Genomic DNA, 21,333 nt, shown 5'->3' with positions numbered 1-21,333 from the left:
TCAGATCGATCAAGATTGTGTGACAGGTTTCGCGTTTTTATCGGCTATCGTCTGCCTGATGGGTCACAGGCAGGGGGCACCCCATGATCGCGATCGACGAAGACGTGAGGTCGTCCGCGTCGCTTGCGTTTCGTCCCGAACGGATCACGGATGCTCTGGCGGTCGAAGCGGTCAAGCGTTTGCGGGACTGGATTCCGGAACTGTTGCAGGCCGCGAGCACGGCGCTGGACGCTGCCGCGTGCGGCTCGGCGGACACGAATGCGCCTCCGGATGGGCCGGAGGGGCATCTGTCCGACGCCCGTATCCACCTGTCGCTGATGGCGAAGCAGGTGATGGCCTTGGAGCAGCGCTGGACGGGCGTGCTCGATCGAGGGATCCGCGCGTGGCCGACGGCCCCCGACGGTCCGCTCAGCCTGCTGTCCGATGGCATGCTGGATGCCCAGATGCTGGCCCAGCCGGTGGTGGAAATGCTCGACCGGCGTTTCGCCAATCCGTTGGCGGTCATCAACAGCCGGTATGCCGCGTTGGCTGCCGCCAAGGGCGTCGTCGACATGCCGTCGCCGCCCACCTCGCCCGCCGCGCTGGTCCATGCGCTGCTGCAGGTGTTCCCGGCCCAGGAGTGTCCGCGCGTCCTGCGTGAGCGCCTGGTCCGCACGTTCCTCCAGATGGCCATGCAGCGGCTGGGCGGGTTCTACGACTGGCTCAACGGCTGGTTGGCGGACCAGGGGCTCGCCATGTCCGACTCGGACCGGCACGGCCTGCAGGTGACCCGTCGCATTGGTACCGCGCCCCCCGGCGCCCTCGCCGGCACCGCGCCCGTAGGGCGGGACGAGACGGCGCGACCCGGGCCGGCGGCCCTCGCCCTGCTGCGTCGCGGCCGGCAGTCCTGGCAGTCGCGCCAGGCGCCCGCTGCAGCCGCCGACGACCGCCGGCGCGCCATGAGCGACACCGAGTTCCAGGCGGTCCTGTCGTTGGCCCAGACCGAAGGGCCTGACCCGGACAGGGAGGGTGTGGGGCAGGCCGTCGGCCTGGAAGGCCTGCTGCTGCGCGTCGCGGGTGGACTGGGGATGGCCGCGTCCGAAGTGAGGTTCGCGGATGCGCAACGCGACGCCAGTGAAGTCGCGTCCTTGCTGATCGGGGAAGTGTGCCGCCAGGGTGCGTTCGACGCCGAGGGCGCTCGCGCCCTCAGCGCCCTCGGCCTCCCCCTGACGCTGGCCATCTGGCAATCGCCCGCGATGCTCGATGACGCCGGCCACCCGGTGCGCCGATGCATGGCAGCCCTGGTGTCGGCGCTGGATGGCCAGCGCGGCGGCGATGTCCTGCATGGCATCGCGGTTGCGCTGACCGGGCAGGTGGCGCGCGATTTCAACGGCGACCCGCGCCCGTTCCGCGACGTGCTGGAGCGGCTGGAGACGGAGCGCGAGTCCCACGAACGAAAGGCCCGCTTGCTGGCGCGGCGTGCATTGCAGGCGATGGACGGCCGGGAGCGGCGGGTCCTGGCGGCAGGGGCGGTCCACGCCGCGCAGCAGGGGCTGCCGGCACGGGAGACGGTGCGACCGGCGATCGCCCGGTTCCTGCAGGAGACCTGGCCGGTGGCGCTGGAGCGTGTATGGCTTCGCGAGGGGGCCGACTCCGAGGCATTCCTCGGCATGCAGGCCCTGGGTCACGCACTGATGACGCTCGACCAGGCGGCCTCGTCGGCCATGGGCGCCAGCGTCGCCGACGGCTTGCTGGAGGCCGAGGCCGATGTCCGGCGAGCGTGCATGGTGGCGGGTCTGGACCAGACGGCCGCGGACGCACTCGTCGGCGCGCTGGTCGCCGAACTGGCCGAGCCGGATGCGGTCCGCGTCGAGTGGCGGCGACCGGCGGCCGGACGGGACCTGCCGGATGCGATGCGTACGCCCGCTTGCGTGTTGCAGCCCGGGGAGCGCGTGGTGCTGGCCGTGGGCCCGGATGCGCCGCGTGCCCTGCTCGTGGTCGGCGCGACGCAATGCCGGGGCAGCCATCTGCTGCTCGACCCCGAAGGTGCGCAGATCGCTATCGAACCCGACGTGCTGGCGGCGGCGCGCGACCAGGGGCGTTTGCGGCGGACCGGGTCGCGCGGTCTCTGGGAAGACGTGGTGGCGGCGCTGGTGGCGGGGAACTGAGCGCCTCGCCCGAAGCGTCAATCGTTCCCGCGGTGCTGTTCCACCCAGGCCCGTTTCTGTTCGGGCGACATCGCACGCCACTGCGCCTTGAGGGCATCGCGCTGGGCAGGCGTCATCTGCTGCATCTCGCGGAACAGCACGCGGCTGTGCGCCCGCTCTTCCGGGCCCATGTGCTGCCAGCGTTCGCGGCCGTTCCGGGCGCGGGCGCGCTGTTCGGGGGTCATTTCCTGCCAGCGCCGGGCGTGATCGAGCATGCGCTGCCGCTTTTGCGGTTCGCTGTTCCAGCGCTCGCGGAGCGGTGCCACCAGGGCCTCCCGCTGGGCCGGGGTGAGCTGCTCCCAGGCGGGCAGGGGCGCCACGTCGCCCGGGGGCGCAGCGGGCGGACCCGCCCACGCGCCCGCAGCGGCGAATGCGATCGACAGGGCGCTGGCGAATGCCAGCAGGCGAAGGGTGCGGCGAGTCATGTCATCGCTCCAGGATCGATGGGCGGACGTCATCGTTGGCGGCCAGCCACAAGTAGAAATCAGGGTCTTCGTCGAACGGGACGAGTGCCGCTTCCGCTTCCGCGTCGGCCAGTGCCGTTGCGAGCGCGTTGTCCGGCATGGGGGCGCCGGCCGTGGTTTGAGGCGGTGCGTCCGGCGCGGTCGGCAGCGCGAGCCAACCGACGGCCAGCGCGCATACCGCGGCCGCGACGCCGGCCAGGCCCCAGTGCCGGATGCCGTGCGTGGCTGTCCTGCCCCCTGCACGCCGTGCCGCGCGCAGGCGGGTCGCGGTCGCCGGTTGCAGGTGCGCCAGGGATGCCTGGTGCAGGTCGCGCGCCGCCTGGTCGAAGGCGGCGTCGCCACGGTCGTGCGGGATTTCGTGCCTGGCGCTCATCGCCATTCCTCCAGTTGCCGTTGCAGCGCCTCGCGGGCGCGCGACAGGTGTGTCTTGACCGAACCTTCGCTGCAGCCCATCACCCGGGCGGTGGTCGCCACGTCCAGTTCCTCGAGCACGCGCAGGTTGAACGCTTCGCGCTGTCGGGGCGGCAGCGCGCCCAGGGCCTGGGACAGGCGCGCGTAGCCCTCCCGGCCATCATGTGCACGCGATGGATCCGGTGCATCGTCGGCCCATTCGACCTCGCTGCCGTCCTCGAGGCGCGGCGCCGCGGTCAACCAGCCGAGCCGGAACGTCCGCCGGCGCTGGAGGTCGATAACGCGCCGGCGCAGGATGCTCCAGAACAGCGGCGTCCACTCGGTGTTGGGGCGGTCTTCGTAGGCCAGCATCTTCATCATGGCGTCCTGTACCGCGTCCAGCGCGTCCTCGCGTTGGCGCAGCGCGACTTCCGCGAAGCGGAACGCACGCGTGCCGACCGACGCGAGGAACGCGTCGAGCGTCGCCGGGACGGGGGTGGCCGACGGCGCCTCGTCCGGACCCGCGGACGCATCGGGAGTCGCCTGGATGTTCACCACGTCGAGCATACGTCCTGCCCGGCGCGGACGCCGTGATCGGCCACGTCCCTCTCCGGGACCGGCGCGGTACCGGTCCTTCGACATCAAGAACGCACCGCGCCCGTCGGGGTTGACACTGGACGCGCCGGGTTCAGGGCCGGTTATGATGCGGACGGCTTCGCGCACGGGGAAAGGACGATGACGGACGGGTTCGTGGCGTTGTACATCTTCATGCTGGCGGCGATCGCCGGGCACGTGATCATTTCGCGGGTGCCGGTGATCCTGCACACGCCGCTGATGTCCGGGTCGAACTTCATCCACGGCATCGTGCTGGTCGGCGCGATGGTCGTGTTGGGACATGCCGACACGACGCTGGAAAAAGCCATCGGCTTCGTCGCGGTGCTGCTCGGTGCGGGCAACGCGGCCGGTGGCTACGTGGTGACCGAGCGGATGCTCGAGATGTTCCGCAGCAGCCGCGACGGGGGCAAGGCATGACGCTGCAGGTGCTGCTGGCATCGGCCAGCTACTTCGTTGCGGCGACGCTGTTCCTGCTCGGCCTGCAGCGCATGGCCTCGCCGCGGACCGCCCGCAGCGGTATCCGCTGGGCGGGCTGGGGCATGCTCATCGCCACCGGCGCGACGTTCCTGCTGCCGGACCTCCACAACCTCGGCCTGATCGTCACCGCGCTGGTGCTGGGCACGGTGCTGGCCTGGGTGTCGGGCAAGAAGGTGGCGATCACCGACATGCCGCAGATGGTCGCCCTCTACAACGGCATGGGAGGCGGTTCCGCCGCGGCGATCGGCGCGGTGGAACTGCTCAAGTACAGCGGGCTGGTGGCCGGCGCCAGCGCGGTGGCCGGCCTGCATGCCACCGATGCCGGCGTACCGGTGGTCACCCTGGTGCTGGCCGTGCTCGGCTCGGCGATCGGCGCGGTGTCGCTGTCCGGCTCGGTAATCGCGTGGGCCAAGCTTGATGGTCGCCTCGACCGGCGTGTGGTGTTCCCGGGGCAGCAGGTCTTCAACCTGCTGGTCGCCCTGGCGATGGTGGTGCTGGGCGTGTTGGCCGGTACCACGCTCTCGACGCAGTGGATCATCGCGTTCTTCGTGGTCGCGCTTGCGCTGGGCATCCTGATGACCCTGCCGATCGGCGGGGCGGACATGCCCGTTGTGATTTCGCTCTACAACGCGTTCACCGGGCTCGCGGTGGCCTTCGAGGGCTACGTGCTCGGCAACGAGGCGCTCATCATCGCCGGCATGATGGTCGGCGCCGCCGGCATGCTGCTGACGAAGCTGATGGCCAAGGCGATGAACCGCCCGATCCACACCGTGCTGTTCGGGAGTTTCGGGGCGAGCGGTCAGGCCCAGGCGATCGAGGGCAGCCTGAAGCCGATCGAAGCGGGCGACGTGGCCGCGATGATGGCCTACGCCGAGCGGGTGGTGATCGTGCCCGGCTACGGCATGGCGGTGGCACAGGCCCAGCACAAGATCTGGGAGCTGACCCAGAAGCTGGTCGAGCGCGGGGTCAAGGTGAAGTTCGCGATCCATCCTGTGGCCGGCCGCATGCCCGGCCACATGAACGTGCTGCTGGCCGAAGCCGGCGTGCCCTACGACCTGATCGCCGACATGGACGACATCAACCCCGAGTTCGCCAACACCGACGTGTCGCTGGTGATCGGTGCCAACGACGTGGTGAACCCGGTGGCGAAGACCGATCCGGCCAGTCCCATCTACGGCATGCCGATCCTCGACGTGGTGGACTCGAAGAACACGATCGTCATCAAGCGCGGCAAGGGCACCGGCTTCGCGGGTATCGAGAATGCGCTGTTCTTCGCCGACAACACCCGCATGCTGTACGGCGATGGCGCGGAGATGGCCAGCGCGCTGGTGTCGGAGCTGAAAGCGCTGGACGGCGGCGGGCACTGACCGGGCCGTACCGTCCTCAGCGCGACGCGAGGGCGGCGAGCAGGATCCCCGCGAGCAGCCCCGCCCAGTCCAGCGGACCATTGGCGGCCTGGGCCAGCCACCACGCGTGCGCGGGGCCGAGCTTGAGGGCCGACATCCAGGGCGACAGCCCGAACTGGCTGCCGACGTGGCCCGCGATCAGGCCCCACTGCGAGGCCAGTACCACGAGTGCAACGGCGCAGGTCGCGAGGACGGCGCGGCCTGGGCCGGGACGCCAGCCCCCGAAGCGCAGCACCCAGGCCACGTCGAGCGCGGCCACGATCGCCATCCAGCCATGGGTGCCCTCGGTGTAGAGCGACAGCAGCACCCACATCACCGTGAGCACCGCCATGCTGAGTACAAGCAGGGCCCAGGCCGAGGGGCGGGGGCGTGCGGGGCGTTGGCGGATGTCGCGGTCCGGCATGTCGGGCGGTTCGGGCGAAGGCCGCACAGCATAGCGGGCACGCCTCCCGGATGGACGTGCCGGTAGAATGGGCTTGCCTTCCCCGGCTACATCCCCATTTCCGACGCATGTACTCCAGAACCAGCGAACCCGTCCGTCTCGAACGCGACTGCGAGGCCGTGCTCGTGCCCCAGGGCGAACACGTCAAGCTGCCCGCCGGCAGCATCGGCTACATCACGCAGGCGCTGGGCGGGAGCTATACCGTATTCATCGAAGGCAACCTGTTCCGCATCGCCGGCCGGGACGCCGATGCGCTGGGCAAGGAGCCGCCGCCGCCGCTCGAACTGCCCGAAGGCGCCGACGACGATGCGGTCGAGGCGCTGGTCTGGAAGCAGCTGCGCACCTGCTTCGATCCCGAGATCCCGATCAACGTGGTGGACCTCGGCCTGATCTACGAGGCCACCGTCAAGGCCGATGACGCGCGCGACGGCACGCGGCGCGTCGAGGTGCGCATGACCCTCACCGCACCCGCGTGCGGGATGGGCGACATCCTCGTGGACGACGTCCGCAGCAAGCTGGAAATGATCCCGACGGTCGCCGAAGCCGACGTCGAGCTGGTGTTCGATCCGCCGTGGAACCGCAACATGATGTCCGAGGCCGCCCGGCTCGAAACCGGCATGCTGTAGGCCGGCCCCGGTCAGTAGTGGTCTTCCAGCGCCATCCCGTGTTCCGCGCTGGTCAGTGATTGCGTCAGCCAGCCCAGCCCCGCACCGCGCAGTCCGGTCCGGGCCAGCAGCGCCGCGCGCGACGCCGGGTTGCAGCCCTTCAGGCTGGCGTCGGGGGACATCAGGCTGTGCGCTTCCAGCTGGGCGATCGCGTCGCCCTTGCGGTGGGCCGCGGCGTCCATGGCGGTCAGCCGGTCGGCGGCCTGGCCGCGTTCGCCAGCGGCCAGCATCTGCACGACTTCCAGCAAGGCCAGGCGACGTTCCACGATCCAGGCACCGGTCGGCAATGCCCGGCGCGCAGCTTCCGTCAGCCTGCGGCTGGCGTCCCATTCGCCGCGCGCGGCCGCTACCTCGGCCAGCCCCAGTTCGACGTCCGCCTTGAGCCAGTCGTAGCCGCCCCCGTCGAGTTGCGGCAGCAGGCTGGCATAGAGCGCGTCGGCGGCATCGAGCTCGCCCGCGCGCACCAGCATGTAACCCAGCTGCACCTGGAGGTCGAGTCGATCCGGGCCCTGCGACAGGTCCTGCATCGCCCGTTCCTGCGCGATATCGACCTTCTCGACGGCGGCTTCGCGATCGCCGGCCAGGAGGTCGGCCAGCGCCAGGCCGTGCAGGGCGTGGAGCTGGGTGATGGCGAAGTTGGGCTCGCTGCATCGCGACCACGCGCTGCGCGCCGACGCCAGGTCGCCCTGCGCCATCTGCATCTGGGCCCTGAGGCAGTTGGCGCGCGCCGCGGAGATCGCCGGGAGCTCGCCTTCGCTCGAGTTCCGCGCGCTGTGCTCGTCGCGATCCAGGATGCCGAGGCCCTTGTCGTACTGGCCGTCGGTGAAGGCGAGGTAGGCATCGATCTGGCTGATCCAATGCGCCAGGTCACCCTGTAGCGGGCTGTCGCGGAGGTGCTCGATCAGTTCCTGGGCCTTGTCCAGTTCGCCGGTCATCAGGGTTTCGTAGAGGAGATCGGTCTCGATGGCGTCGCGGGCGGTGATGTCGCCGGCCTCGTGCGCGGTGGCGAGCGCCTGGTCCAGCCAGCGCCGGTAGGCGGCGTAGTCCCCCTTGGCGCGCTGCTGCAGGGCGACCAGGCGCAGGATCTCGATCTCGATCGCGAGGTACCCGTCCGCGCGGGCCGTGGCGAGCAGGGCGTCCAACTGGCTGGACGTCTCGCCGGACGGGCGGCGGGTTTCGGCCAGGAAGCGGGTGTACAGCACGTCGGCCGGCGCATCGGCCCGTTCGAAGCGTTGCGCGATGTCGTCGTAGACCCCCAGGTCCATGCGGCCGGGGAACTGGAGGTAGTCGACCTCCGCGATCTGCATCAGGGCCCCGGCCTGTTCGTACACCCAGGCGTCGCCGGCTTCCTCGGCAAGGGCGAGGGCGCGTTCGGCATGGGCCCGGGCGACGTCGAACTCCGCCAGGATCAGGTTGGCCTGTGCCAGCAGGCTCTCGCGATGGATGCTCGGACCGATCGGGATGTCCTCCCAGCCGGGGCCGACGAGCAGCTCGCGGGCATCGGCGGCGCGGCCGGTCGCCATCATGGCCCAGGCCTTGTCGAACACGAAATCGCGCTTGCCGGGATAGCGATCGGCCAATGCGATGAACGCCGCGGCTGCCGCTTCCGACTGCGAGGGGTCGACGGACAGGCGCCGTGCGTCGAGTACCTCCAGCGCGTCGGCGGGCATTGGTTGCAGCGAAGCGACCGCGGCCTCCATGTGCTCCATCGCGGCGTTGGCGTGGCCCAGGCCGGACAGCGCCAGCGACAACTGGTAGTGGGCCAGGCCGAAATCGGGCGCGTCGATCACGATGCGCTTGAGGTCGCGCCGGCTGCGGGCGAAGTCGCGGCGGCGATGCGCGCTGTAGGCATCGGCGTACCGCCGGGCGAGCGGCGCGTCCACGCCCAGCGCGGGCCAGGCCTCGCCGGCGCGCCCGGGCATCAGCGCATCGGTCACCTGGCGGGACAGGTCGTCGACCAGGGTGGGCATCTGGGTCGCCGGACCCCGGACTTCCAGCTGGCGGGCGCCGCCGCGTCCGTCCAGCCGGGCGCGGACGTACATCAGGTCCGGCTCGCCACTGACACGCCCGCCTGACAGCATCACGATCTGCGGCGACACTTCCGACGCATGCGTGGCCAGGTGGGCCTCGTTGAGCAGGGTGACGTCCGGCATCATGCTCAGCTTCCAGCCCAGCCAGGCACGCATGAGGGTGATCGGCCATCGGTTCTCGGGCGGCGCATCCTCGTCGTCGATCTCGATCAGCGCGACGCGCAGGGTGTCGTCCGTGCCGACCTGGTGGCTGGCGTGGAACCGGGTGAACGCGACGACCGCCACCAGCAGCAGGGCGGCCGCGACGCCGAAGGCGAGATGACGCAGCGGGCGACGGGTGGGACCGGGGGGACGTGCCCCGGATCCTGGGGGAGCACGCTCCGCTTCAGCGATGGCGCCTCCATTCGCACCGGGACCGGCGCTCTCACGGGAGGGCGAGGGGGCATCCGCGCCGGTAGCGTCCGGATGCGCCGCGGGGGGGCTGCCGTCCGCGGCCTCGTCATGTTGCGAAGGCACGGCGCCCGACGAGTCCACCCCGACCGACGCCGCGTCCACCGGCTCGATGGCGGTGGGCGGTTCGAAGATGTAGCCGCTCTTGGCGACGGTCCTGATCCACCCGCGGCGCTCCGGGCCCAGTGCCTTGCGCAGCATCCAGATGCTCTGGGACAGGTTGGCGTCCTCGACCACCACGTCCGGCCAGAGGCGCTTGAACAGATCCGAACGGGAATGCAGGACATCGGGCTCGCCCAGCATCACCAGCAGCAACTCGAAGACGCGCTGGGTCAGTTCCACCTCGGCATCGGGGCGGATGACCTGGCGCGAATGCAGGTCGATCTGCAGATCGTCGATCCGCAGGCGGCGCGTCCCGGGAGGCCAGGACGGTGAGGCTGGAACTGTCACCAGGCGTGCTCCGATCAAAACCCGTCATGAACACCCGGTCCCCGTACGGACAGGGTGTGCTCGTGCCTCCGCACGATTCAAGTCGTCGAACCCCCTGTCCGATCGGCGTGACTGGATCCACGCAATGCGTGGACATTCATGCCCTGTCGGCGCCCCCGAGGCCCCGTCCGTTGTTGTCCGGACAAGCCCGCCGCCAGAAGAAGCCAAGAGGCCTGACCGGCACCGCAAGCCTACCCTGTCCGGTGGCCTCCGGTCACTCCGCGGTGGCGGCGGTCATCAAATCGAGTTATGGACCTGCGGCGCACCCCTTGAATATGTGCGTGACGTCACATTTTATTTTCCGGTGCGAACACCCCAACGGGGGAGGACGAGGCCTGGGGCGAGCGCGTACCCGGCGCGCCGACCGCCGCGGCAGCCGGTGGCCTGGACCGGTTACGTCGCGCGGCGCACGGTCCGTCCTTGCGCGCCATCACGCAATCACGGCCATTTGAGAACTATTTGAGTGCGCGCCAATCGCAGCCCGCCGATGCCGCGCCCAGCATGGCGCCTTCGCTGGAGCGGCGACGGGACGTCCCACGTCCGCATCGACCGCCCCGGTGGAGGCAACCTCCGGTGCCTGCCGTTGGGCAGGGCCTGGGGTCGCGGTTCAAGGCGCGGGTCGGCACCGGCGCCACGGGGGGTCGCGGTACGTGGACGCGCGGGGGGCGCGGTTGGCAGCACTTCGGGTTTCGCCGGACGCGAAATTGCAGCGATGCAATCCACTCTTTCACATTCTTGAAGGGAAACAAGCACATGAAAGGCATTCAATCCCGGCGCGGGCAGGCGCTGATCCTCACCACACTCGCGCTGACCGTGTCCCTGGCCACGGCGCAGGCGGCCGAGCGCATCGACCTGCACGCGATGGACGTCGCGCAGCTCAACCAGCAGTACGCGGCCGCCAGTGCCCGCATGGGCGCCGCCGCGGACGCAGGCGTCCGCCACGCGGAGATGCTCGGCCTGGAGCAGGGCGCCAGCCTGACCCTGCTGAAGCTGCACGAGGACCCGGACGGCCGTCGGCACTACCGGTACCAGCAGACCTTCCAGGGCGTGCCCGTGTTCGGCGAGCACGTGATCGTCAGCGAAGCGGCGGACGGCGTGGTCGCGACCCTGTTCGGGCAGATGGTGGACGGGCTCGCGTCGGAAGTCGCCATCGCTGGCGCCCGCGTCAGCCCGACCCGTGCGCTCGCCGTGGCCAAGCGGGCCGCGCTGGGCAGCCAGGTGGTCAGTCGCGTGATCGAGAACGAGAAGGCCGAACGGATGGTCTTCGTCGACGACGCGGGCCGTGCGCGCCTGAGCTACGTGGTGTCGTTCAATGCCGACCTCGCCGGCGGCGGTGATCCGACGCGTCCTTTCGTCATCGTCGATGCCACCACGGGCACGGTCCTGAAGAAGTGGGATGCGCTGGCGCACGCCAATGCATCGGGTCCCGGCGGCAACCAGAAGACGGGTCAGTACGAGTACGGCACCGACTACGGGTACCTCAACGTGCAGCAGAGCGGCAACACCTGCTCGATGAACAACACCAACGTCCGGACGATCAACCTGAACCATGGGACCTCCGGCTCGACGACGCATTCGTTCACCTGTCCGCACAACACGGTCAAGTCGATCAACGGCGCGTACTCGCCCCTGAACGACGCCCACTACTTCGGCGGCGTCGTGTACGACATGTACCAGGACTACGTGGGCGTCGCTCCGCTGTCGTTCCAGCTGCGGATGCGCGTGCACTACAGCAGCAACTATGAAAACGCGTTCTGGGACGGCCAGCAGATGACCTTCGGGGACGGTGCGAGCACCTTCTACCCGCTGGTCAGCCTGGACGTGACCGCTCACGAGGTCTCGCACGGCTTTACCCAGCAGAACTCCAACCTGACCTATTCGGGCCAGTCCGGTGGCATCAACGAGGCGTTCTCCGACATGGCCGGCGAGGCTGCCGAGCGCTTCATGACCGGCAGCAACGACTTCCTCGTCGGGGCACAGATCTTCAAGGGCAGCGGCGCGTTGCGCTACATGGACGACCCGACCCGCGACGGCCGCTCGATCGGCCATGCGTCCAACTACACGAACGGGATGGACGTGCACCACTCCTCGGGCGTGTACAACCGTGCGTTCTACCTGCTGTCGAACAAGTCCGGCTGGGACGTGAAGAAGGCCTTCCAGGTGTTCGCCCGTGCGAACCGCGTGTACTGGGGCCCCAGCACCAACTTCAACCAGGGTGCCTGCGGCGCGCAGACGGCGGCGACCGACCTCGGCTTCAGTGCGGCAGACGTCACGTCGGCGTTCTCCACCGTGGGCGTCAGCTGCGGCACCAACCCGAACCCCGATCCGACGCCGGGCGGCGAGTTGGAGAAGGGCGTGCCGAAGACCGGCCTGTCGGCCAACAGCGGCAGCTCGCTGAACTACACGCTGGTGGTGCCGGCGGGAGCGAGCAACCTGAGCTTCACCACCAGCGGCGGCAGCGGTGATGCCGACCTGTACGTGAAGTTCGGCACGGCCCCGACCGACAGCAGCTACGACTGCCGGCCGTACAAGAGCGGCAACGCCGAAACCTGCACCTTCGCCTCCCCGCAGGCGGGGACCTGGCACGTGCGCATCAAGGCCTACAGCAGCTTCTCCGGCGTGAGCCTGGTGGGCAATTACCAGGGCGGCGGCAATCCGGACCCGGACCCGGGCGAGCCGTGCACCGGATGCGACACGTACAGCGGTTCGCTCAGCGGCACCGGCAGCTCGGCGGTGCAGCCGAACGGGACCTACTATCAGTCCGCCGCCGGCGCGCAGAAGGGCTGGCTGCGCGGTCCGTCCGGCACCGACTTCGACCTGGAGCTGTACCGCTGGAGTGGCTCGGGCTGGAGCAAGGTGGCTTCGTCGACCACGCCCACCAGCGAGGAATCGGTGAGCTACAACGGCAGCGCCGGTTACTACTACTGGAAGGTGCTGTCCTACTCCGGCAGCGGCAACTACCAGCTCTGGCTGGATACGCCCTAAGCGCGACGCCTGCAGTCGTTGAAGCCGTCGGCATGCGCCTGGTCGCGCGTGCCGGCCGGGTGGGTCGGTTCGATCCCGACCCACCCGGTATCGGGTTCGCCCCGGCCCTGACGTGCGGGTCCACACACATGCATCGGCGGCTTCCACGTGAGTGCGGAAGGACCAGGGGCGCCGAGAAGAAAGGATTCCAGACATGAACACTTCACACCGTCCGTTGCTGGCCCTGCTGGCCGGCACCCTGCTGGCGACGCCTGCCCTGGCCCTCGCCCAGTCGCATGACCACCCCCATGATCCGGCCGAAGCCGTGGCCTTGGGCATGGCCCTCGAGCAGGATCCGCATGCGCCGGTCTACATCGTCACCTCGCGCGACACCCACGTGCACAGCCTCAAGGACCAGGCCACAAACGCCGACATCATGCGCGACAGCCTGGGCAATGCCCTGGTGGTCTCGCAGGTCAGCGCCCACCAGCTGCCGGCCATCAGCGAACGCATCCATGCCCGCGAGAAACGATGCGGCGGCTATTTCGCCTTTGCCACCCGTGCGGAAGCGGTCGCCTTCGTGGCCGATGGCGAGGCGCTCAGGGCCACGCAACAGGCCTTCCTGGTCGACTACGGCATCGACAACCAGGCCACCGTCGACCCGTGGCTTGGGCAGGTCCAGGAAACGCGCATCCGCGGCACCATCAGCCACCTCTCCACCCAGTACGACAACCGCTATTACTCGAGCACCCACGGTCGCAACGCCGCGCTATGGATCCGGGACACGTGGCAGGCACTGGGCAACGGCCGAAGCGACGTCAGCGCGGAGCTGTTCGAGAGCTGCGGCAACTGCGCCACGCAGCCCTCGGTCATCCTCACCGTCCAGGGCAATGAACTGGCCGACGAGATCGTGGTCGTCGGTGGCCACCTCGACTCGATCTCCAACAGCGGCAGCGGCAATGCCATGAACGCGCCCGGCGCCGACGACGATGCATCGGGCATCGCCAGCGTCACCGAGGTGATCCGCGTGGCCCTGGCCAGCGGCTGGAAGCCCAAGCGCACGGTGAAGTTCATGGCCTACGCCGCGGAGGAAGTCGGCCTGCGCGGCTCCAATGCCATCGCCCAGCAGTTCAAGGCCCAGGGGCAGGACGTGGTCGGTGTGCTGCAGATGGACATGACCAACTATGCGGCCGGATCCAGCGTTGCGATGAACCTGGTGGCCGACTACTCCAATGCCAGCCTGAAGCAGTTCCTCAACGCGCTGTTCGACGAGTACCTGGCGCCGATGGGCCTGTCGCGCGGTACGTACACCTGCGGCTACGGCTGCTCGGACCACGCCTCGTGGACGAATGCCGGATTTCCGGCCGCGATGATGTTCGAGCCGACGTTCAACAACAGGCTGCACACGCCCAATGACACCCTGCAGGGCATGGGCGGAACGGCGAACGCCAGCGTCAACTTCTCCAAGCTCGGTCTCGCGTTCATCGGCGAACTGGGCAAGACCAGCGGCAGCGGTCCGGACCCCGATCCGGATCCCGATCCGACGCCGGGCGGCGAGCTGGAGAAGGGCGTGCCGAAGACCGGCCTGTCGGCCAACAGCGGCAGCTCGCTGAACTACACGCTGGTGGTGCCGGCGGGGGCGAGCAACCTGAGCTTCACCACCAGCGGCGGCAGCGGTGATGCCGACCTGTACGTGAAGTTCGGTACGGCCCCGACCGACAGCAGCTATGACTGCCGGCCGTACAAGAGCGGCAACGCCGAAACCTGCACCTTCGCCTCTCCGCAGGCAGGGACCTGGCACGTGCGCATCAAGGCCTACAGCAGCTTCTCCGGCGTGAGCCTGGTGGGCAATTACCAGGGCGGCGGCAATCCGGACCCGGACCCGGGCGAGCCGTGCACCGGATGCGACACGTACAGCGGTTCGCTCAGCGGCACCGGCAGCTCGGCGGTGCAGCCGAACGGGACCTACTACCCGTCCGCCGCCGGCGCGCAGAAGGGCTGGCTACGCGGTCCGTCCGGCACCGACTTCGACCTGGAGCTGTACCGCTGGAGCGGCTCGGGCTGGAGCAAAGTGGCCTCGTCGACCACGCCCACCAGCGAGGAATCGGTGAGCTACAACGGCAGTGCCGGTTACTACTACTGGAAGGTGCTGTCCTACTCCGGCAGCGGCAACTACCAGCTCTGGCTGGATACGCCTTGACGGAAATGCCGGGCGGGACACGCCCCGCCCGGCACGTCGGCCGGCACGCGCCGCGGCGCGGCTCAGATGGCTTCGAAGCGATTCGCTTCCACGTTCTTGCGGACCCGGGCCGGGTCCCACACCCGGCCGTTCATGGCGATGTAGACCCCGGGCGGTAGCGCCTGCACCGCCCCGACCGCGCAGCCGATGTTGAACTCCGCGTCCGAGCCCCGGAAGCGCGCCGGGCTCAGCGCACCGGTCAGCACGATGGTCTTGTCGGACAGGCTGGACAGCACCCGGGCGGTCTGCACCATGGTGTCCGTCCCGTGCGTCAAAAGCACGTGGCGTGCGGGCTGGGCGGCGATCGTGGCGCGCATCAGTTCGCGGTCGTCGTCGGTGATGTGCAGCGAATCCTTGCGCAGGATCGGGATCACGTTGAAACGGAACGCCACGCCGAGCTCGTGCAGGATGCCACCGATCTGCGGCTCACCGATCTGGTAGTCGGATTTGTCGTCGAAGTAGATCTTGTCGATCGTGCCACCGGTGGTGACGATGCAAAGCTGGTCCATGGCGGAGGCCCGGGCGAAGCGAGGGACGGCGATTATAAGGCCCTGTCCGTCGCCGCCCCAGCGCCCGGACCGTGCGCCGCCTCAACCGGGGCGGCGTGACGCGAAGCGTCCCCGGAGGCCGGGCCAGCTCGCCGCGGTGATGATCGCGATCGCCAGCAGCAGCACCGGCCAGGCGAACAGTCGCAGTTCCGGGTGGGCCCACGCGACCATCACCCCATGGCAGAACCAGCCGAGCCCGAACACGCCCGCCCAGAACACCGACAGACGCCCCCGGTACCACGCGCCCCAGGCCATCAGCAGGGGCGGCAGGACGAAGAACAGCATCGCGGCGATCGCGTGGCGGTCGTCGTGGAACCACGCGGCGTAGACGGCGGCCAGCGCCACCAGCAGCACGCTCAGCAGTCGGTGCGAGGCGATCATGCGGAGAGCTTCGCGGCGATGGTGGCCAACCGCCGTCCCAGCGCACGGGCCAGCGTGGCCTCGTCGTCGCTCGGCTGCGGGTCGTCGTCGCCGCCGGCGACGTGGCTCGCACCGTAGGGCGTGCCCCCGGTGCGCGTGGTGCTCAGCACCGGCTCGGTATAGGGGATGCCGACGATCACGCAGCCATGGTGCAGCAGGGGCACGTGCATGCCGAGCAGGGTCGCCTCCTGGCCGCCGTGCATGGTCGCCGTGCTGGTGAACACCGCCGCCGGCTTGCCGACCAGGGTGCCGCTCGCCCATTGCGCGCCCAGGCCATCCAGCCAGTGCTTGAGCGGCGCGGCCATGTTGCCGAAGCGGGTGGGACTGCCCAGCGCCAGGCCGACGCACTCGTCCAGGTCGCGTGCCTCGACGTAGGGCGCGCCGTCCTCCGGCTCCGGCGGTTCGGCCGTGCGCGTGACCGGCGCGACCGGCGGCACCGTGCGCAGCCGCGCCTGCATGCCGTCGATCTCGCCGATGCCGCGCGCGAGCTGGCGTGCCAGGCGGGCCACCGAACCACCGCGGCTGTAGTAAAGGACGAGGATGTCGGGCATGCGGTTCCACCGGGAAACGTGAGGCGACAGGATACCGTGCAGCCCGTGCACATCGCGCAGGCGGGCGCATCGGGTACCCTGCGCGGATGAAGCCCCTGCATGCCGTCCACCTCTGGAGCGAACGCCTGCGGGACCGCGAGCGGAATCTCGCGTTCTGCCGGTTCGTCGGCCGCCGCATGCTCGACGACAACCTGTTCCAGGCGGCGGGCGCGCTGGCCTTCACCACGGTGTTCGCGCTGGTGCCGCTGTCGATGGTGGTGTTCGGCGTGTTGTCGGCCTTCCCGGTGTTCGACGTGTGGGCGGACCGGCTCACCGACTACGTGTTCACCCACTTCGTGCCGAGCGCCGCCGCGTCGGTGGCCAAGTACCTGCGCGAGTTCTCGAGCAACTCGGGTCAGTTGACCGCGTTGGGCGTGATCGCCCTGGTGCTGTCGGTACTGGTCACGCTCAACAGCATCGAGGCGACCTTCAATCGCATCTGGCGCGTGCCATCGGCGCGGCCGCAGATCAGCCGCTTCATGATCTACTGGACCGTGCTCACGCTCGGCGCGCTGGTCGCCGCGGCCAGCCTGGCGGTATCGGCGCGGGTGTTCGCGCTGTCGGTGTTCGATACCGAAACCGGACACTTCCTGCAGGACGTGGCGCTGCGGCTTTCGCCGATGGTGATCGAGTGGCTCGCCTTCACCACCGTGTTCCGCGTGGTGCCCCATCGCGAGGTGCATTGGCGCCATGCCTGCGCGGGCGCGCTCTTGGCGGTGCTGATGTTCGAGCTGGTGAAGGGCGTGTTCGGGCTGTACCTCGGCAGCTTCAATGGCTACTCGAAGATCTACGGTGCGGTCGCGTTCCTGCCGATCTTCCTGCTGTGGATCTACATGGGCTGGCTGTCGGTGCTGCTGGGCGCTTCGGTGGCGTCCGCGGCGTCGGCGTTCCGCTACCAGCCCATCGAACTCCGCCTCCCCGAGGGCCACGAGATCTACGGCCTGCTGCGCATGCTCAGCCGTTTCCGCGACGCGCGCCGGGACGGTCAGGGACTGCATACCGACGACATCCTGGAGCGCGAGCCCATCCTCACCGACGACCTCGTGCAGCGCATGCTGGGCGACCTGGAGGGGATCGGCGTGGTGCGTCGCACCGAGGAGGGGGAGTGGCTGCTGGCGCGCGACCTCGACGACCTCAGCCTGGCCGAGCTGTACGAAGCCAGCCAGTTGCGTATTCCGGTCGCGTCGGTGCCGCTGCCGCTGTCCGACGACCCGACCGGCCGGCCCGTGGTGGCCGCCATCGAAACCCTGCGCACGCCGCTGCGCGATGTCCTGCAACGTCCCGTGGGTGCCCTCCACGCCGACGACAAGGAGTGACCATGCCCGTTCCCCCGTGCCGCCGTTCCCCCTGCCTTGCCCTCGCCACGGGCCTCGCGATCGCGCTGGCAGGCTGCCAGCCGTCGCCCGACCCCGCCGCGCCCGCGGCGTCGACGCCGGCCGGGGACGAAGCGCCCTTGCCGGTGCCCGAGGCCGCGAAGCCCCCCGTGCAGCCTGCGCTGGAGGTCGTGACCGTGGACGGCACGCCCTGGTCGCTGGCCGAGCGCCGCGGCCGCTGGGTGGTGGTGAACTACTGGGCGACGTGGTGCACGCCCTGCTTGAAAGAGATGCCGGAGCTGTCCGCGCTGGACGCCATGCGTGAACACATCGAGGTGATTGGCCTCGCCTACGAGGACATCGCCCCGGCCGAGATGCAGGCCTTCCTGGAGCGCCACCCGGTGGTGTACCCGATCGCGATCGTCGATACCGCGTCGCCCCCCGCCGACCTCGAGACCCCGCGTGGCCTGCCGATGACCTGGTTGATCGACCCCGAAGGCCGGGTGGCCGAACGCTTCGTCGGGCCGGTGACGGCGCAGGACATCGAGGCCGCCATCGCTACCCAGGGCGATGCCTCGTGAAAGCGGCGCGCTTCTTCATCCAGGGCAAGGTGCAAGGCGTGTGGTTCCGGGCCTCCACCTGCGAACAGGCCCAGCAGCTGGGCCTGCGCGGCTACGCCCGCAACCTCCCCGATGGCCGCGTCGAAGTGCTGGCGGCCGGCGAGGGAGAGGCGATCGACGCGCTGGACGCCTGGCTGCAGCGCGGGCCTCCCCAGGCCGAGGTGGGCGGGGTGCGGCGTGAAGCCGCCGACCCGGACGAGGCAGGCAGCGGGTTCGCGATCGGTTGACGCGCCGCCGTGCCTGCCGTGGCCGCCGGTCGTGGCGCGGATCAGGGGCGCGGACGGGCGTGGCCGATCCAGCCAAGCAGCGGGCGCCCGGCCAGCAGGCTGAGCAGGGACAGCAGCACCACCACACCGAGGTGCCACAGCAGCACCATGGCCATCGTTTCGCCGGCATCGTGGACCAGGGTGACGCCGGCCGACGACAGGGCGGCGGTGCCCAGCATCGCGAGCAGGGCGGTCAGTGCGGGCCGCACGGCGCCGGCATGGCGTACCACCAGCAGCATCACCAGCGCCAGCGGCAGGCTCACCACGGTGATGGCCCAGGCGCACTCCGCGCTGCCGGCATGGAACTGCCAGGCCGCGTCGCCCAGGCGGGCGTGTTCCCGCAGGCAGCCCCAGCCGAGGCCGGCCAGCCACGCCAGCACCGCCGGCACGGGCAACCAGGCCCAGCTCGCCGCGCGACCCGGTACCGACACCTGGAAGGTCGCATAGGCAGCGAGCACGCCGGCCAGCAGGCTGGCGCCCCATTGCAGGCGGGCCGCCGGGTCGGCGAGCGCGCCCGGCTCCATGCCGCCCCGCAGCAGCAGGAGGGTGGCGATGACTGCAAAGGCCAGGGCCAGCCAGAGCAGGGTGCGTCGTCCCGGCGAGGCCAGCGGACGGACCGGCGTCGCGCGCGCGGCAAGCTGCTCGATCAGGCGGGGGGTGTCAGTCATCAGGGGTTTCCTCCGGGCCGAGCGCGCGGCGCAGGGACTTCAGGGCGCGGTGATAGGCCACCTTCAGCGCCCCCGGGGTCTGGCGGCTGTGCGCGGCGGCCTCGCCCAACGACATCTCGCGCAGGCGCAGCAGGCGGACCGCCTCGCGCTGGCGCGGTGGCAGCGTTTCGATGGCGGCATGCAGCGCACGCGCCGCTTCGTCGTGGTTCGCCCTGTCCAGCGGCGTCGCGCCGGTGTCGACGGGTTCGGGACCGTCTTCGGGGAGCGCCCGCTCATGGCGGGCGCGCAGCCCGCGACGCCGCAGCAGGTCGATGCAGCGCCGGCTGGCGATCGTCCCCAGCCAGGGCTTGAACGGCCGGCTGGGCTCATAGGTGTGGCGGATGTCGTGGACGACCAGCAGGATCTCCTGCACCGCGTCGTCGGTATCGGGGCCGAGGTAACGCCGGGCGATCGCATGCAGGTAGGGGGTGATGCCGGTCAGCAAGGTGCGGTAGGCGATGCGGTCGCCGTCCTGCGCGCGCGCCATGAGCTCGTCCCACGCCACCGTGGGCGGCGCCGTGTCGGTGTCGCCGGGAGCGGGCGGGGAAGGCATGGGGCGTCGGTCCCGTGTCCTGTGGAATTGAACGATGCTGCCCATGGTCGCGCGGTCCGTCCGCTGCCGCCAGCAGGCAGCGGGAACGAGGGTTCTCCGGTTCGGGCCGCGGTGCGCCCGTTCCTTCCCGCTTTCGGCCCGGGGCGGCCGAAGGTTACGTGGCGTCGCCGTCCGGCCAGGCTGGGAGCGGCGCAAGCACGCCGTAGCGCTCGGTGCCCGGCGCGCCCTTGAGCGCGGGGTAGTCGATCTGCGCGGGTTCGACCCGGGTGTCCGGCAGGCGGTCGAGCAGGTCGCGGATCAGCGTCAGGCGGCCGCGCTTCTGGTCGTTGAAGTCGACCAGCGTCCAGGGCGCGTGCGCGGTGTGGGTGGCCTCGAGCATCGCCTCGCGGGCGCGGGTGTAGTCGTCGTAGTGGCGGCGGGCCTTGAGGTCGATCGGCGACAGCTTCCAGCGCTTGAGCGGGTCTTCGAGCCGTTCGGCGAAGCGTTCCTCCTGCTTCTCCTGGTCGCAGCACAGCCAGTACTTGAACAGCAGGATGCCGTCGTCGACCAGCAGCTTCTCGAACACCGGCGCCTGCGCCAGGAAGGCCTCGACCTGCGTGCCCGTGGCGAAGCCCATGACCTGCTCGACGCCGGCGCGGTTGTACCAGCTGCGGTCGAACAGCACGAGCTCGCCGCCGGCCGGCAGGTGCGGCACGTAGCGCTGGAAGTACCACTCGCTCGCCTCGCGCTCGCTGGGCTTGGGCAGCGCGACCACGCGGCACTGGCGCGGGTTGAGGTGGTCGGCGATTGCGCCGATCGCGCCGCCCTTGCCGGCGGTGTCGCGGCCTTCCAGCAGCACCAGCACGCGGGTGCCGGTGTGGGCCAGCCAGCGGGCCATCGCCCCGAGTTCGACCTGCAGGGGTTCCAGCGCCGCTTCGTAGGCCTTGCGCTTCATCGCGTCACTCCTTGAGCCGCGGCCGCAGGTTGGCGAGGTTGCAGGGTTTCGTACGCGCGTCGAGCTGGGCGCGGATGATCTTCTCCCAGCCGGTGCGGCAGGCCGAGGTCGAGCCGGGCAGGGCGAACAGGAAGGTACCGTTGGCGAGTCCGGCGAAGGCGCGCGACTGCAGCGTCGAGGTGCCGATCTCCTCGAAGCTGATCGCGCGGAACAGTTCGCCGAAGCCGTCCATGACCTTGTCGAGCAGGGGCAGCAGGGCCTCCGGCGTGGAGTCACGGCCGGTAAACCCGGTGCCGCCGGTGACGATGATGCCCTCGACGCCGTCGTCGGCGATCCACTGCGAGACCTGCGCACGCAGCCGGTACTTGTCGTCGGGCAGCAGGGCGCGGCCGGCCAGGGCGTGGCCGGCGTCGACGAGGGCACCGGCAAGGTAGTCGCCAGAGGTGTCGGTGTCGGGCGTGCGGCTGTCGGAGACGGTCAGCACGCAGAGGGCCAGGGGCTTGAAGTCGTGGGCGGCGGTCATGGGACGAGCCTAGCGCATCGGGTCGGGCGATCGTGTGGGTGC

At 70.0% G+C, this 21,333-nt stretch carries 21 protein-coding genes; 9 read left to right on the top strand and 12 right to left on the bottom strand.

Going from position 1 to position 21,333, the window contains the following annotated elements:
* Positions 1-83 precede the first annotated feature (83 nt).
* Positions 84-2,147, top strand: a complete 2,064-nt coding sequence (locus H4F99_RS08055; protein WP_182669225.1) for a DUF1631 family protein — start codon at positions 84-86, stop codon at positions 2,145-2,147.
* Positions 2,148-2,164: 17 nt separating this feature from the next.
* Here the strand turns inward: H4F99_RS08055 and H4F99_RS08050 are convergent, their stop codons facing one another.
* The 3 genes from H4F99_RS08050 to H4F99_RS14460 are packed head-to-tail and all read right to left on the bottom strand — an operon-like array spanning position 2,165 to position 3,607.
* The gene (locus H4F99_RS08050; RefSeq protein WP_182669224.1) at positions 2,165-2,611 is read right to left on the bottom strand and encodes a DUF3106 domain-containing protein; all 447 of its coding nucleotides are present in this window, start codon (positions 2,609-2,611) and stop codon (positions 2,165-2,167) included.
* A gap of 1 nt (position 2,612) precedes the next feature.
* The gene (locus tag H4F99_RS08045) at positions 2,613-3,023 is read right to left on the bottom strand and encodes a hypothetical protein (protein WP_182669223.1); all 411 of its coding nucleotides are present in this window, start codon (positions 3,021-3,023) and stop codon (positions 2,613-2,615) included.
* A complete protein-coding gene (locus H4F99_RS14460) occupies positions 3,020-3,607 on the bottom strand; it encodes an RNA polymerase sigma factor (protein WP_246371520.1) in 588 nt (195 codons plus the stop codon). The genes H4F99_RS08045 and H4F99_RS14460 overlap by 4 nt, the downstream gene beginning before the upstream one ends.
* A gap of 168 nt (positions 3,608-3,775) precedes the next feature.
* Here H4F99_RS14460 and H4F99_RS08035 point away from each other — a divergent pair, with 168 nt between their 5' ends.
* Both H4F99_RS08035 and H4F99_RS08030 read left to right on the top strand, forming a co-directional pair.
* A complete protein-coding gene (locus tag H4F99_RS08035; protein WP_246371516.1) occupies positions 3,776-4,072 on the top strand; it encodes an NAD(P) transhydrogenase subunit alpha part 2 in 297 nt (98 codons plus the stop codon).
* Entirely contained in the window at positions 4,069-5,499 is a 1,431-nt protein-coding gene (locus H4F99_RS08030; RefSeq protein WP_182669220.1) for an NAD(P)(+) transhydrogenase (Re/Si-specific) subunit beta, read from the top strand. The genes H4F99_RS08035 and H4F99_RS08030 overlap by 4 nt, the downstream gene beginning before the upstream one ends.
* Before the next feature lie 16 nt (positions 5,500-5,515).
* Here H4F99_RS08030 and H4F99_RS08025 read toward each other — a convergent pair whose 3' ends face one another.
* Entirely contained in the window at positions 5,516-5,941 is a 426-nt protein-coding gene (locus H4F99_RS08025) for a hypothetical protein (protein WP_182669219.1), read from the bottom strand.
* Positions 5,942-6,048: 107 nt separating this feature from the next.
* Between H4F99_RS08025 and sufT the strand changes: the two genes are divergently transcribed.
* Complete coding sequence (sufT, locus tag H4F99_RS08020; RefSeq protein WP_182669218.1) at positions 6,049-6,606, top strand: putative Fe-S cluster assembly protein SufT; 558 nt, start codon at positions 6,049-6,051, stop codon at positions 6,604-6,606.
* 11 nt (positions 6,607-6,617) lie between these two features.
* On the opposite strand, the gene H4F99_RS08015 is transcribed toward sufT, so the two are convergent.
* Positions 6,618-9,575: a winged helix-turn-helix domain-containing protein gene (locus H4F99_RS08015; protein ID WP_182669217.1), complete on the bottom strand. Its 2,958-nt coding sequence runs from the start codon at positions 9,573-9,575 to the stop codon at positions 6,618-6,620.
* 792 nt (positions 9,576-10,367) lie between these two features.
* Here H4F99_RS08015 and H4F99_RS08010 point away from each other — a divergent pair.
* Together H4F99_RS08010 and H4F99_RS14455 are read left to right on the top strand one after the other, a co-directional pair.
* Positions 10,368-12,599 carry a M4 family metallopeptidase gene (locus H4F99_RS08010; RefSeq protein ID WP_220481084.1) on the top strand — a complete coding sequence of 744 codons (2,232 nt, stop codon included), beginning with the start codon at positions 10,368-10,370 and terminating at the stop codon, positions 12,597-12,599.
* Between the two features lie 193 nt (positions 12,600-12,792).
* Positions 12,793-14,778 (top strand): M20/M25/M40 family metallo-hydrolase, encoded by a 1,986-nt coding sequence (locus H4F99_RS14455; protein WP_182669216.1) that lies wholly within the window; start codon positions 12,793-12,795, stop codon positions 14,776-14,778.
* 62 nt (positions 14,779-14,840) lie between these two features.
* Here H4F99_RS14455 and H4F99_RS08000 read toward each other — a convergent pair whose 3' ends face one another.
* The 3 genes from H4F99_RS08000 to wrbA form a co-directional block, all read right to left on the bottom strand.
* Entirely contained in the window at positions 14,841-15,326 is a 486-nt protein-coding gene (locus tag H4F99_RS08000) for an asparaginase domain-containing protein (RefSeq protein ID WP_182669215.1), read from the bottom strand.
* Between the two features lie 81 nt (positions 15,327-15,407).
* Complete coding sequence (locus H4F99_RS07995) at positions 15,408-15,746, bottom strand: DUF2069 domain-containing protein (RefSeq protein WP_182669214.1); 339 nt, start codon at positions 15,744-15,746, stop codon at positions 15,408-15,410.
* Positions 15,743-16,336: an NAD(P)H:quinone oxidoreductase gene (gene wrbA, locus H4F99_RS07990; RefSeq protein WP_182669213.1), complete on the bottom strand. Its 594-nt coding sequence runs from the start codon at positions 16,334-16,336 to the stop codon at positions 15,743-15,745. The genes H4F99_RS07995 and wrbA overlap by 4 nt, the downstream gene beginning before the upstream one ends.
* 86 nt (positions 16,337-16,422) lie before the next feature.
* On the opposite strand from wrbA, the gene H4F99_RS07985 reads away from it, so the two are divergent.
* From H4F99_RS07985 to H4F99_RS07975, 3 genes are read left to right on the top strand one after another with little or no spacing between them, the layout of a single operon-like run.
* On the top strand, positions 16,423-17,691 hold the full coding sequence (locus H4F99_RS07985) for a YihY family inner membrane protein (RefSeq protein WP_182669212.1): 1,269 nt from the start codon (positions 16,423-16,425) through the stop codon (positions 17,689-17,691).
* 2 nt (positions 17,692-17,693) lie between these two features.
* Complete coding sequence (locus tag H4F99_RS07980; RefSeq protein WP_182669211.1) at positions 17,694-18,269, top strand: TlpA family protein disulfide reductase; 576 nt, start codon at positions 17,694-17,696, stop codon at positions 18,267-18,269.
* Positions 18,266-18,535 (top strand): acylphosphatase, encoded by a 270-nt coding sequence (locus H4F99_RS07975; protein WP_182669210.1) that lies wholly within the window; start codon positions 18,266-18,268, stop codon positions 18,533-18,535. The genes H4F99_RS07980 and H4F99_RS07975 overlap by 4 nt, the downstream gene beginning before the upstream one ends.
* A 41-nt stretch (positions 18,536-18,576) precedes the next feature.
* On the opposite strand, the gene H4F99_RS07970 is transcribed toward H4F99_RS07975, so the two are convergent.
* The 4 genes from H4F99_RS07970 to moaB all read right to left on the bottom strand — a co-directional run bounded on the left by H4F99_RS07970 (position 18,577) and on the right by moaB (position 21,291).
* Positions 18,577-19,242, bottom strand: a complete 666-nt coding sequence (locus tag H4F99_RS07970) for an NrsF family protein (protein ID WP_182669209.1) — start codon at positions 19,240-19,242, stop codon at positions 18,577-18,579.
* A complete protein-coding gene (locus H4F99_RS07965) occupies positions 19,235-19,834 on the bottom strand; it encodes an RNA polymerase sigma factor (RefSeq protein ID WP_182669208.1) in 600 nt (199 codons plus the stop codon). The genes H4F99_RS07970 and H4F99_RS07965 overlap by 8 nt, the downstream gene beginning before the upstream one ends.
* A 154-nt stretch (positions 19,835-19,988) precedes the next feature.
* Positions 19,989-20,768, bottom strand: coding sequence for a polyphosphate kinase 2 (gene ppk2, locus H4F99_RS07960; RefSeq protein ID WP_182669207.1), 780 nt, complete (start codon positions 20,766-20,768; stop codon positions 19,989-19,991).
* Positions 20,769-20,772: 4 nt separating this feature from the next.
* The gene (gene moaB, locus H4F99_RS07955) at positions 20,773-21,291 is read right to left on the bottom strand and encodes a molybdenum cofactor biosynthesis protein B (RefSeq protein ID WP_182669206.1); all 519 of its coding nucleotides are present in this window, start codon (positions 21,289-21,291) and stop codon (positions 20,773-20,775) included.
* Positions 21,292-21,333: the final 42 nt, after the last annotated feature.

Origin of the sequence: Marilutibacter penaei (assembly GCF_014145395.1) — a bacterium.
Lineage (GTDB): Bacteria > Pseudomonadota > Gammaproteobacteria > Xanthomonadales > Xanthomonadaceae > Marilutibacter > Marilutibacter penaei.
This window is presented reverse-complemented; position numbering and strand designations above follow the sequence as displayed.

What these genes read in the sequence shown, in the direction of transcription:
- H4F99_RS08030 (WP_182669220.1), top strand. Translation starts at nt 4,069, where the DNA reads ATGACGCTGCAGGTGCTGCTGGCATCGGCCAGCTACTTCGTTGCGGCG.
- H4F99_RS14460 (WP_246371520.1), bottom strand. Translation starts at nt 3,607, where the DNA reads ATGCTCGACGTGGTGAACATCCAGGCGACTCCCGATGCGTCCGCGGGT.
- H4F99_RS08035 (WP_246371516.1), top strand. Translation starts at nt 3,776, where the DNA reads ATGACGGACGGGTTCGTGGCGTTGTACATCTTCATGCTGGCGGCGATC.
- sufT (WP_182669218.1), top strand. Translation starts at nt 6,049, where the DNA reads ATGTACTCCAGAACCAGCGAACCCGTCCGTCTCGAACGCGACTGCGAG.
- H4F99_RS08025 (WP_182669219.1), bottom strand. Translation starts at nt 5,941, where the DNA reads ATGCCGGACCGCGACATCCGCCAACGCCCCGCACGCCCCCGCCCCTCG.
- H4F99_RS08055 (WP_182669225.1), top strand. Translation starts at nt 84, where the DNA reads ATGATCGCGATCGACGAAGACGTGAGGTCGTCCGCGTCGCTTGCGTTT.
- H4F99_RS08000 (WP_182669215.1), bottom strand. Translation starts at nt 15,326, where the DNA reads ATGGACCAGCTTTGCATCGTCACCACCGGTGGCACGATCGACAAGATC.
- ppk2 (WP_182669207.1), bottom strand. Translation starts at nt 20,768, where the DNA reads ATGAAGCGCAAGGCCTACGAAGCGGCGCTGGAACCCCTGCAGGTCGAA.
- wrbA (WP_182669213.1), bottom strand. Translation starts at nt 16,336, where the DNA reads ATGCCCGACATCCTCGTCCTTTACTACAGCCGCGGTGGTTCGGTGGCC.
- H4F99_RS07980 (WP_182669211.1), top strand. Translation starts at nt 17,694, where the DNA reads ATGCCCGTTCCCCCGTGCCGCCGTTCCCCCTGCCTTGCCCTCGCCACG.
- H4F99_RS14455 (WP_182669216.1), top strand. Translation starts at nt 12,793, where the DNA reads ATGAACACTTCACACCGTCCGTTGCTGGCCCTGCTGGCCGGCACCCTG.
- H4F99_RS07970 (WP_182669209.1), bottom strand. Translation starts at nt 19,242, where the DNA reads ATGACTGACACCCCCCGCCTGATCGAGCAGCTTGCCGCGCGCGCGACG.
- H4F99_RS07985 (WP_182669212.1), top strand. Translation starts at nt 16,423, where the DNA reads ATGAAGCCCCTGCATGCCGTCCACCTCTGGAGCGAACGCCTGCGGGAC.
- H4F99_RS07995 (WP_182669214.1), bottom strand. Translation starts at nt 15,746, where the DNA reads ATGATCGCCTCGCACCGACTGCTGAGCGTGCTGCTGGTGGCGCTGGCC.
- H4F99_RS07965 (WP_182669208.1), bottom strand. Translation starts at nt 19,834, where the DNA reads ATGCCTTCCCCGCCCGCTCCCGGCGACACCGACACGGCGCCGCCCACG.
- H4F99_RS08045 (WP_182669223.1), bottom strand. Translation starts at nt 3,023, where the DNA reads ATGAGCGCCAGGCACGAAATCCCGCACGACCGTGGCGACGCCGCCTTC.
- H4F99_RS08010 (WP_220481084.1), top strand. Translation starts at nt 10,368, where the DNA reads ATGAAAGGCATTCAATCCCGGCGCGGGCAGGCGCTGATCCTCACCACA.
- H4F99_RS08050 (WP_182669224.1), bottom strand. Translation starts at nt 2,611, where the DNA reads ATGACTCGCCGCACCCTTCGCCTGCTGGCATTCGCCAGCGCCCTGTCG.
- moaB (WP_182669206.1), bottom strand. Translation starts at nt 21,291, where the DNA reads ATGACCGCCGCCCACGACTTCAAGCCCCTGGCCCTCTGCGTGCTGACC.